The organism is Paenibacillus sp. Root52 (assembly GCF_001426865.1).
Taxonomy (GTDB): Bacteria; Bacillota; Bacilli; order Paenibacillales; family Paenibacillaceae; genus Paenibacillus.
Genome location: NZ_LMFO01000003.1, coordinates 88,398 through 100,325 on the forward strand (window position 1 = coordinate 88,398; position 11,928 = coordinate 100,325).

6 protein-coding genes are annotated in these 11,928 nt (G+C 44.9%); all 6 read left to right on the forward strand.

From position 1 onward, the window contains the following. Positions 1 to 51: 51 nt before the first annotated feature. The 6 genes from ASD24_RS06440 (at position 52) to ASD24_RS06465 (ending at position 11,927) form a co-directional block, all read left to right on the forward strand. Entirely contained in the window at positions 52 to 2,952 is a 2,901-nt protein-coding gene (locus tag ASD24_RS06440) for a glycoside hydrolase family 2 protein (RefSeq protein ID WP_056693251.1), read from the forward strand. Positions 2,953 to 3,229: 277 nt separating this feature from the next. Beyond that, a complete protein-coding gene (locus ASD24_RS06445; RefSeq protein ID WP_056693257.1) occupies positions 3,230 to 4,213 on the forward strand; it encodes an ABC transporter permease in 984 nt (327 codons plus the stop codon). A gap of 15 nt (positions 4,214 to 4,228) precedes the next feature. Beyond that, positions 4,229 to 5,131, forward strand: coding sequence for a carbohydrate ABC transporter permease (locus tag ASD24_RS06450; RefSeq protein WP_056693260.1), 903 nt, complete (start codon positions 4,229 to 4,231; stop codon positions 5,129 to 5,131). Between the two features lie 543 nt (positions 5,132 to 5,674). Then, positions 5,675 to 7,366 (forward strand): ABC transporter substrate-binding protein, encoded by a 1,692-nt coding sequence (locus ASD24_RS06455; RefSeq protein WP_056693262.1) that lies wholly within the window; start codon positions 5,675 to 5,677, stop codon positions 7,364 to 7,366. Positions 7,367 to 7,556: 190 nt separating this feature from the next. Further along, the gene (locus ASD24_RS06460; RefSeq protein WP_235540423.1) at positions 7,557 to 9,260 is read left to right on the forward strand and encodes an ABC transporter substrate-binding protein; all 1,704 of its coding nucleotides are present in this window, start codon (positions 7,557 to 7,559) and stop codon (positions 9,258 to 9,260) included. 273 nt (positions 9,261 to 9,533) lie between these two features. After that, the gene (locus tag ASD24_RS06465; RefSeq protein WP_056693265.1) at positions 9,534 to 11,927 is read left to right on the forward strand and encodes a glycoside hydrolase family 95 protein; all 2,394 of its coding nucleotides are present in this window, start codon (positions 9,534 to 9,536) and stop codon (positions 11,925 to 11,927) included. Position 11,928 lies beyond the last annotated feature (1 nt).

Sequence of the window (11,928 nt, forward strand, 5' to 3'; positions counted from 1 at the left end):
AACGTACCTTTTAAACTGAATGTAAATGATAAGGTGAGGAGCGACAAGCAGATGCAATCATTCGATCCTAGTACTGTTCGTCAAACATATAACCTGAACGGAACCTGGCAATTCTGCCTTGCTGCCAATGATACAGGTAGTCTAGTTTCACCATCCTGTGATGATCCTGTATGGGGGGAGATACAAGTTCCTGGCTCGTGGGAAGAACAGGGGTACGGTGAAGAGCCAAGTTATCAACGTGTGGACACGTGGACTAAGGTACGTGAGTACGAAGGAGCTGCCTGGTACACAAGGAGTTTTGAGATCGCTTCCACGGATATGGATTGTGCTTATATATTGCGATTAAAGGGGGTACGCTGGACAACGGATCTCTGGGTGAATGGTCAATACGTTGGTGATTGCGACAGCCTGGTTAACACACAAGAATGGGACATTACGCCTTGGATTCGAGAAGGATCATTGAACGAATTGAAGCTGCGTGTCGATAACACGATGAAGCTTCCTCTAGCGGGGAGTCATATTCACTCTTTGCACACAGCTACTGCTTGGGGTGGGATTACAGGTGGAGCAACGTTAGAATGCATACCAATGAACCGCATCGACCAATTGAGCCTATATCCTGATGCCAAGCAGGAGATCCTAACAATCAAAGGAACGATTAATATTGCCCCAAATGTTACGTCTTCAGCACTGCGGTTACAGATCGAGATTCGGCATCCTGATGGAACCTGGCTCGATGATCAGAGCTTCAAGGTGGAGATAAGGAAGCATGAGGACGATGAAAGAACAGAAGCAATAGAAGCAGACGGGCAACGGATCGCAGAGATTCAACCATTGCAATTAAACCTTGCACAGGAACAAGGTCTTGCCTTGTGGTCAGATGAGTCTCCTTCACTTTATCAAGCTATGATTCGCTTATATGATGGAGAGCTACAGCTTGATCAGCAACATCGAACATTTGGTGTTCGCTCTTTCCAGGCTCATGGACAGAAGCTTATGCTGAATGATATTCCAGTTTTTCTGCGTGGTTACGTAGATTGCTGTATTTTCCCACTTACAGGGTATCCAGTCTGGGACAAGCAGCACTATGTTCGGCAGTTTCAGATTGCCAAGTCATACGGGTTCAACCATGTGCGTCTGCATGGCTGGAGTGCACCACAACCTTTCTGGGAGGCAGCAGATGAAGAGGGAATGTTGGTACAGGCTGAGCTTCCGCATTGGTCACGATTATTCGAGAATCGAGAACAGCCTGCGCCAGCAGAAGTGTTGACCTACCTAACTCACGAGCTCGAAGGTCTGTTATCGTCGCTGCACGATCATCCTTCGTTTGTACTCTTTTCTATGGGGAATGAGTTGATTGGTTCTAACGGTCATCCGGAATTAAATGAGCTGGTGAGAAAGGCACAAGCACTTGACCCGTCTCGTCTGTATACCGATAACACGGGATTCGGTCAGCTCCCAGCTCAAGGTCGGGAAGGGGATTTCTATATTCAATCCCTGAACTGGCATCCTCCACTGGAATCAGAGTTGTCCGCCGTCCCGGATACAACACTAGATTATCAAGCAGTGACCCGGCTGACTGATCGCCCGGTCATTGGTCATGAGCATGCACAATACACGATGTACGTGCGTCCAGAGGAACGTGAGAAATATACAGGGGTTCTTCGTCCTAGCTGGTTGCCACCGATTGAAGAGTCTCTAACTCGTAAAGGCATAGCTGCGGATCTGGAGCAATTCCAGCAAGCGAGTGGCACACATCTGGTGCGTTCCTTAAAAGAAGCGATGGAGCGAGTACGTCGTACCCCGAATGCAGCAGGTATACAGCTGCTGGATATCCGTGACTTTCCTGGACAGGGGCATGCCACAACAGGCATACTGGATGTGTTCTGGGACGGCAAAGGGATTGCAGAGCCGGCAGATTTTCAACAGTTTAACGAGAATACAGTCTTACTTCTAAGCTGTAGAGAGCGAACGTTTTATGCTGGTGAAGCGATACAAGTCGAAGCGCGAGTATCTCATTATGGACAGCAGCCCATTAAGGACGCAATCGTTCATTGGAAGCTGATAAGCAATAATGTAGTTTTAGAAGATGGACATTGGCATTATGGAGAAGTAGATCGAGGCATGGTGTTACCTCTTGGATACGTAACGATACATGCGCCTTCAGACTACGCGACGGCCTTTAAGCTAGAAGCAGAGATTCGTTCAGGAGATGACAAGGTGATTGCAGCGAATGTGTGGTATGGCTGGTCATTTCCCCATTACCGCACACATGAGCAGACCCACCGCATCTGGAACAGTGTGACTGAACTTCAGCCACATCTGCTAGGGGCGCATCAGGATCACGTGGATCATCTAGATGGGAGTACATTACGAAGAGGCTCACAATTTAACCTTGTTATTGCTAAGTCTCTTACACCGAACGTACTAGATTATCTAGTTAATGGAGGACAGGTGTGGATTCAGACTCCACCAGAAGGGCTATATGATCCGGTAGAGACAAAGTATTTGCCTGTGTTCTGGAATTATCTGATGTTTGCTACCCAACCCGGGGCAACGATGGGGTTAAACTTGAAGGAGCAGACCGCGATGTTAGGTCGTTTCCCTTACGATCATGCTTCGGATTGGCAGTGGTATCACCTTGTCAATGGTACACCTGCGATCTGTCTTGATACGCTTCGCGGAGTAAGTCCCTTAATTGAGGTGATTGATCACTTCCATCGAGCGAAACGTCTTACCTATGCTTTTGAAGCGAGGGTTGGACAGGGAAAATTATTGGTATCTTCATTGCCATTTACCGAGCTGTCTCTGATGAAGCGCCCGGAGGTAGCCTATTTGTTCCAAGAGATTGTATCGTACCTGCTGAGTGATCAATTCGAACCTGAATCGGCTATTTCTGTGGGGGAACTGTTGGGCATATTGAAGTTACAAACGATACGTTTTGCACTCTAATTTGAAGAGCCCGAGAGGGCTCTTTTTTAATGCAAAAATGGGAAATAAACGATTTCGAAAAAACGTTTTCGGAAATTGTAATTTTGGCGTGTAAATTCCTTTTTATTTCATATATTGAATTTAAAATGCTTAAAATGAACTGATTTTGAATCAAATATGTCGGATTATATAGGGGTATATCTAATTTTTATATGATTTTCTCTAAAATCAAGCTGGTATTTTGAAAACGCTCTATCTAGTATGATGGTTTTATAAAAACAGAGGAGGGGGAACGGAGATGGAAACGTTAACAGAAAAATCCGCTTCCGCGAAAAGAAGCAGTGACCCCAATCCGCCTACTAAAAAAGGCCGGAACGGAATTTGGGACAGCATTAAGCAACAAAAGTTTCTCTATCTCATGTCATTGCCATTCGTTGCTTGGGTATTTGTATTCAACTATCTACCTTTATGGGGATGGACGATGGCATTCCAAAACTATAAACCAGCTAGATCGTTCGGTGAACAAGAATGGGTTGGTTTTAAACACTTTGTAGAATTGTTCAGTGACGAACGCTTCTATCTTGTACTACGAAACACACTAGCCATGAGCATCATGGGTCTAGTCGTAGGTTTTGTCGTGCCAATTTTCTTCGCAATTCTCTTGAATGAACTTAAAGGTGTGTTCTTGAAGCGCACAGTACAAACCGTGTCGTACCTTCCTCACTTTGTATCCTGGGTCGTTGTTGCCGGGATCGTTACGAAAATGCTCTCCACTGATGGAGGCGTAATCAATGACATCTTGATGGGTCTTCACATTATTAACGAACCTATTCAATTCATGGCGCAAGGTAACCTGTTCTGGTACATTGTAACCGCTTCAGATATGTGGAAAGAAACCGGTTGGAATGCCATTATCTATCTGGCAGCTATTACGGGTATTGACCAAGAACTGTACGAAGCCTCTCGTGTCGATGGAGCTAACCGCTGGAGACAGATGTGGCACATTACATTGCCTGGTATTCGGACAACCATGTCGGTCCTGTTCATCATGGCTATTGGTCACTTGACTAGCACAGGTTTTGAGAAGCAACTCTTGCTCGGTAACAGTCTTGTCACCGACTATGCGGAAGTATTAGACCTATACGCACTGAATTACGGTATATATCTAGGACGATTCTCGTACGGTACAGCCATAGGGATATTTAACTCCGTAGTTAGTATTCTTCTTCTGTTTGCAGCGAACGGATTGTTCAAAAAAATCACTAAAGAAAGCATCATGTAGGGAGGGGACGACATTATGGCGAACAAAGCATTCAATGCAACACGGGGCGATAAAGTGTTCAATATATTTAATATCCTCGCGATGACCATGGTGCTGATTGTAACACTGTATCCATTCCTGAACGTACTGGCGATCTCGTTTAATGACTCAACAGATACAGTGCGTGGCGGAGTTTATCTGTGGCCGCGGGAATTTACATTGGAGAACTACAAAACGATTTTCCAATACGAAGGATTGCTGACAGGTTTGAAAATATCCGTATTGCGTACGCTAATTGGTACGTTCCTCGGATTGCTGAGTTCATCGATGATTGCTTACACGCTCAGCCGGCCTGATTTTAAAATTAGAAAATTTGTCTCTGTCTCACTCGCTCTGACGATGTATTTCTCGGGTGGTCTGATCCCGACATATATCCTCATGCGCGACCTGAGCTTGATCGGTACGTTCTGGGTATACATTTTCCCATTGATGATCTCTGCCTTTAACGTGTTTGTCATTCGTTCCTTCATGGACGGTTTGCCATATGCATTGCAGGAATCAGCTAAACTCGATGGTGCAAACGACTTCACCATTTACTACAAAATCATTCTTCCATTATGTAAGCCAGTACTTGCTACTATCGCGTTGTTCTTGGCGGTAGGACAGTGGAATCAATGGATTGATACGTACATCTACAACAACAATAAACCTAACCTGACAACGCTCCAATACGAGCTTATGAAGGTACTACAAAGTACACAACAGGGCTCGAGCGCTGGACGTAACGCCAATGACATGGCGCAGCAGATGGCACAGATTTCACCGGAATCTATTAAGATGGCGATTACGATCGTCGCTACAGTTCCAATCCTGCTAGTTTATCCATTCCTGCAAAAGTACTTTGTAGGTGGTATGACACTCGGAGCTGTTAAAGCATAATTCAATGATTTGAATCGTTTGGTAGGTAGGAGACCTGCGATACACAGTGTAGGCGTGGCTGAGGGGCTGCGCTTACCGTATCGGGGGATTAGCCTGCGGTGAGTTTTACATTAATTTGTCCAAAACCGAGTTAGCTAGACGTTTGGAATCAAAGTTCGACTTTGATAGTCCAAACCATAAAGTGTTGAAGATACCTTGAATATGTTCAAAGAAATATAACAATTAAATCGTTTTCCGAAAAACGTTTTCTGTAAAATAAATTCACTATTGACAAGGGTAATAACAACATTTATGATTCAAATATGAAAGCACTTTCATTAATGACTTGTTAGATTTCTAACCTACATGATGGTGAGTGAATGGTAATAAACTGAATTAGGGGATAACGATCTACATTTCGGGCATTTACCCAAAAAACAGAAAGCGCTTTTAAAATGTCTAGTCAGAGGGGTCACATCGAGTACAGTCAGCCACGTAAAGGTATGTGCAGGGCAGCCTGTTATACAAAATATAGCTTCATTATATCCATAAGGGGGATTACACATGAAGGGCAAAACACCAAAAACGTTTGCAATGCTACTGTTAGCCAGTGCATTAGCAATCACAGCCGGTTGCGGAGGCAGTACAGCATCAGAAACACCAGTAGATACAGGGGATACAACATCTCCAATGACGATCACATTCTTCGGTGCAGACGCAAGTCCTAACTGGAATAAAATGCAGGATGCAATCGGTAAAGAAATAACTAAACAAACCGGTATTACAATTGAAGCTGAGTACGATGTGAACAATGGTGGCGATCAAAAGGTTGCGTTGATGGCAGCAAGTGGCGACTACCCTGATTTGATATATCCAAAAGGTAATCTGTCCAAACTCGTTGATGCAGGAGCGATGCTGGATCTGACGGATCTGATTGAAGAACATGCACCGAACCTGAAGAAAATTTACGGGGATCAGATGAACCGTCTGAAATATAGCTTGGAAGATCAAGCGATCTATACGATTCCAACCAATATGGGCGTTGATAACGTTGCATTTGATGCTACTGGTGGATTCGAAATTCAACAACGTGTGTTGAAAGAATTGGGATATCCTGAAGTGAAAACGCTACAGGATTACGAGAATGTACTCAAAGAGTACGTGGCTAAACATCCAACGATTGATGGCCAACCAACGATTCCACTGACGCTGAATGCAGATGATTGGAAAATTATGATCACGGTAACCAACCCAGCATTCCAAGCTACAGGTGGCCCGGATGATGGTGAGTACTATATCAACCCTGAAACGTATGAAGCACAGCTTCACTACAAACGTCCGGAAGAGAAAGAATACTTCCGTTGGTTGAACCACATGTATGCTGAAGGACTTCTCGATAAAGATACATTCGTACAAAAAGATGACCAGTATAAATCCAAAATTGCTAGTGGTCGTGTACTGGGTCTGATTGACCAAGAGTGGAACTATCAAGATGGAGAGAATGCGCTGAAAGCAGCGGGTAAAGACGATGCGACTTATGCTCACTTCTCCGTATCATTGAACGAAGATATCGTTGATCATACGTTCCAACCGACTGGTTTTGACGGTTACGGACTCGGAATCTCAACAGAAGCTAAAGATCCAGTACGTATTATTAAATTCATGGATTGGATGGCTTCCGATGAAGGTCAAGTGTTGAGAAACTGGGGAATTGAAGGCGAACATTATAAAGTAGAGAATGGTAAACGTATTATCCCTGAAGATGTTCAGGATCGTAAAACAAACGATAACACTGCTTTCACGAAAGAATCAGGTGTAGGATTGTATAACGTATTTAGCGCAAGATATGGCGATGGTGTTAAAGATTCCACAGATAACTACTACACAACGAACTTCCCTGAGCAGATTGTAGCAGGTTACACTGCAGCTGAGAAAGAAACGTTGAAAGCTTATGGAATTACAACATGGAAAGAGTTCTACCCATCTGAGGAAGAATTACCACTGAAACCTTGGGGTGCAGCGTACAACATGCCTGTTCCTTCAGACACAGATTACAACGTGACATTCCAAAAAACACAGGATATCATTCGTAAACGTATTCCAGAAGCAATTCTGACTAAACCAGAAAACTTCGACAAAGTGTATGATGATTTCCTTGCTGAGCTTGACAGAAATGGTGCAGTAGAAATGGAGCAACAATACACCGTGTGGATTAAAGAGCGCGTAGCACTGTGGACTGGTGAAGACGTTAAGTAATTCGGAATGGAATTCCGAATGACATAAGGGATAATTGTAGAAGAACCCCTGAGAAGGGGTTCTTCTACAGATTGATGAGAAATTTAAGATCACCTATAATTTATTGTAATCACTTTCAGCAAACGCTTTTATCGGATAAGAACAATATCAGCACCTATTCAAGGCTCGGCTAACGAGGAGGATATACACGATGAGAGGCAAAATGAAGAGTAAGACACCAAAGACATTTGCAATGTTGATGCTGGCAAGTGCGCTATTGGTTACAGCTGGTTGTGGCAACTCAGGCAGCAAAGATGCTTCATCTGAGGGTTCAACAGGCACTGATCCAGTGACATTTACATTTTTCGGAGCTGACGCAAGCCCTAACTGGAACAGAATGCAAGACGAAGTAGGTCAAGAGATTACGAAGCAAACGGGTGTTACGATTGATGCGGAGTATGATGTAAACAATGGTGGTGACCAGAAGATCGCCTTGATGGCAGCAAGTGGAGATTACCCGGATATCATTTATCCAAAAGGGAATTTGTCCAAGCTTGTTGATGCAGGGGCTATGCTGGATCTGACTGATCTGATTGAGGAGCACGCTCCTAATTTGAAGAAGATCTATGGCGAACAGATGAATCGTCTAAAGTATAGCTTGGAAGATCAAGCGATCTATACGCTGCCAACGAATATGGGTGTAGATAACGTTGCGTTTGATGCAACAGACGGATTCGAGATTCAGCAAAAGGTATTGAAAGAGCTTGGTTACCCAGAAGTGAAAACCTTGCAGGATTATGAAAATGTACTACGTGCATATGTTGAGAAGTACCCAACAATTGATGGTCAACCAACCATTCCACTGTCGCTCAATGCAGACGATTGGAAGATTATGATTACAGTTACCAACCCAGCTTCCGCAACAACGGGTGGCAGCAATGATGGAGAATATTACATCGATCCAGAGACATATGAAGCGATGTTACATGTTAAACGTCCGATTGAAAAAGAATATTTCCGCTGGTTGAACCATATGTACAATGAGGGATTGCTCGATAAGGATACATTTGTTCAAAAAGAAGACCAATATAAATCCAAAATTGCCAGTGGACGTGTGCTGGGTCTCATCGATGCTGAGTGGGGATATTCAGACGCTGAGAATGCTCTGAAAGCTGCAGGCAAAGATGATAGTACGTATGCTCACTTCTCTGTCATGTTGAATAAGGATCTGAAAGATACGACGTTCCAACCAACAGGATTCGATGGTTATGGTATCGGGATTTCAACATCAGCGAAAGATCCAGTTCGCATCATTAAATTCTTCGACTGGCTTGCTTCTGATGAGGGTCAAGTACTTAGAAACTGGGGTATTGAAGGTAAGCACTACAACGTAGTTGATGGCAAACGTGTCATTCCTGAAGAGATTCAGGATCGCAAAACGAACGATAATGCTGCATTCACCAAAGAAACAGGTGTCGAGCTGTACTCGATCTTTAGTGCAAGATACGGAGACGGTGTGAAGGATGCAACGGACAATTATTACACAACGAGATTCCCGGAGCAGATCATCGCGGGTTATACTCCAGCTGAGAAAGAAACATTAAAAGCGTATGGAATTACAACCTGGAAGGATTTCTTCCCATCTGAGGATGAGTTCGAGGTTAAAGAGTGGGGCGCGGCGTACAACATGCCAGTTCCATCGGATACAGATTACAACGTGCAGTACCAAAAAACACAGGACATCATCCGTAAACGTATCCCAGAAGCAGTGCTTGCTAAAAAAGAAAACTTCGATAAAGTATACGATGATTTCCTCGCAGAACTTGATCGAGCAGGTGCTGTAGAAATGGAGCAACAATACACGGTTTGGGTCAAAGAGCGTGTAGCACTCTGGACAGGTAAAGACGTTAAATAATACGTCTTAGTTGAAAGGCAATGGAACCGAAGAAAAGACCCTAGAATGAAGGGTCTTTTCTTCATTTTACTGTGATGTTTTACATTGACGATAAAGGTGAAATCTCCTATAATTTTGTTAGTGTAAGCACTTTCAGGTTGATCTGAAATGAGCTTGGAATGTAGTAGCATAGAAGGCGAATTTACGAATAAATTAGTGTCGTTAGCACATTTACCGAAAACGTTTTATAAAATCAAACTAGAATAACATTACTTCAGGGACAGGAGCTATGTAATGACCTCACTAACGAAGAACACACAGCCGAATCGTTTATGGTATCGTCAGCCAGCAACCCGTTGGGAAGAGGCTCTTCCTATAGGAAATGGGCGTCTTGGGGGGATGGTCTACGGCGGCGATGTGGAAGAACGCATTCAATTGAACGAAGACACACTATGGTCAGGATACCCGCGCGACACAGTACAGTACAGCAGCCAGCGATATCTGAAGAAGACTCGTGAGTTAATTATGGCAGGACAGTATAGTGAAGCAGAAGAACTGTTGAACCGTGAAATGTTAGGGCGGGATGTTGAAGCTTACCAGCCAATGGGACACTTCCTATTGAAGCAGGAGCAGCTGATTGGAACCCCTGTACAGGACTTCGAACGAGAGCTTGATCTGGAAACTGGAATTGCAGCGACAAATTATATCTGTGATGGTGTTCGTTATAAACGTGAAGTGTATGCGAGTGCTTCGGACGATGTAATGGTGTGTACGCTCTCAGCCGACCAGGCGGGAGCAGTGAACGTTAGTCTTTCACTAGACAGCCCACACCCATATACTTCACAAATATCAGAAGAGGGCGTGACATTGTTCAGTCGTTGTCCCAGTCATGTTGAATCGAACTATTTCCGGGATCATCCTGAATCCGTCATTTATGAAGATGACCGTGGAACCGCTTATGCTGTCAGCGTAAGTGTGAGTACCGTAGGCAGCAAGGCTCAGGTTGTGGTTGAAGAGGGTAACCTACGTGTTCAAGGAGCAGATCAGGTTGTGTTCTACCTGGCGGCTGCAACGTCATTTGAACGTTATGATGTCATGCCAGTGAAAGAAGGCGTGTTGTTAGAGCAGGTATGTCATGAGGTCATTGCAAAAGCCAAGTCCTTCAATCCTGAGCAGCTCAGGAAACGCCATGAGCAGGATCATAGGGCGTTATTTGCAAGAGTTGATCTGAATCTAGGTATGACAGGCAATGGTGAGTTGCCTACCGATGAGCGATTGTTAGCTTACCAAGAAGGGGTGGAAGACCCTGGACTGGAGGCTCTGTATTTTCAATATGGTCGTTATCTGCTCATGGCAAGCTCACGTCCTGGTACGCAACCAGCCAACTTACAAGGTATATGGAATCATCAGGTGGAGCCGCCGTGGCACAGTGATTACACGACGAATATCAACACAGAGATGAATTATTGGCCTGCCGAAGTCTGCAATTTGAGTGAATGCCATGACCCATTATTTGCGATGCTTGATGATTTGAGCCAGACAGGACGTAGAACCGCTCGTATTCACTATGGGGCTCGTGGCTGGACTGCACATCACAATGTGGATATATGGAGAACATCAACGCCAACAGGAGGCGATGCTAGCTGGGCATTCTGGCCAATGGGTGGTGTATGGCTGACCGCACATCTGTGGGAGCGATATCTGTTTACGGGGGATCAGCAATTCTTGGCAGAGCGTGCATACCCGATCATGAAGGAAGCAGCTCTATTCTGTTTAGATTGGCTTATTGAAGGGCCAGGGGGTTATCTGGTGACGGCTCCATCTACCTCACCAGAGAATAAGTTCTTGACGGAGGAAGGGGATGCTCGAAGCGTATCCATGGCTTCAACGATGGATATGAGCTTAATTCGAGAATTGTTTGACCGCTCTATCACTGCTGCGAAGCAGCTTGGGCTAGATTCGGAATTAGCACAGGAGCTCTCAGAGGCGAAGAGCAAGCTATATCCTTTCCAGATTGGTAGCGAGGGGCAGCTGCAAGAATGGTTCCAAGATTTTGCCGAATCAGAGCCAGGTCATCGCCATGTATCACATCTATATGGGCTGTATCCGGGGGATCAGATCAATCGAGTACATACACCTGAGCTTGTTGAAGCCGCACGTGTATCGCTTGAGCGTCGTATTTCACAAGGCGGCGGGCATACAGGTTGGAGCTGTGCGTGGTTGATCAATCTATACGCACGTCTGTTGGATCGTAAGCATGCACATCAATTCGTACGTACCTTGCTTGCGCGATCGACTCATCCCAACTTGTTTGATGACCATCCTCCGTTTCAGATCGATGGCAATTTTGGAGGAACGGCCGGCATTGCTGAGATGTTACTGCAAAGTCACATGGGGGAGATCCACCTCCTGCCTACGCTGCCTGAAGCTTGGGCGAGTGGTAGCGTGAAGGGATTACGTGCACGAGGGGCTTATACGGTGGCTGTGGTATGGGAGCACGGCAAGTTAGTGACAGCTGAAGTTACTGCAGACCACAGCGGTTCACTAACGCTTCGTAGTGCTTATCCTGTAAGTATTGAAGGACATGAGCAGAGCATGTCAGAGAGTACGGCGCAAGGCGATTACGTAACGACAATACGGATGACAAGCGGGCAGACGGTTCGTGTGTCAACAGAGACGGAGGAATAAA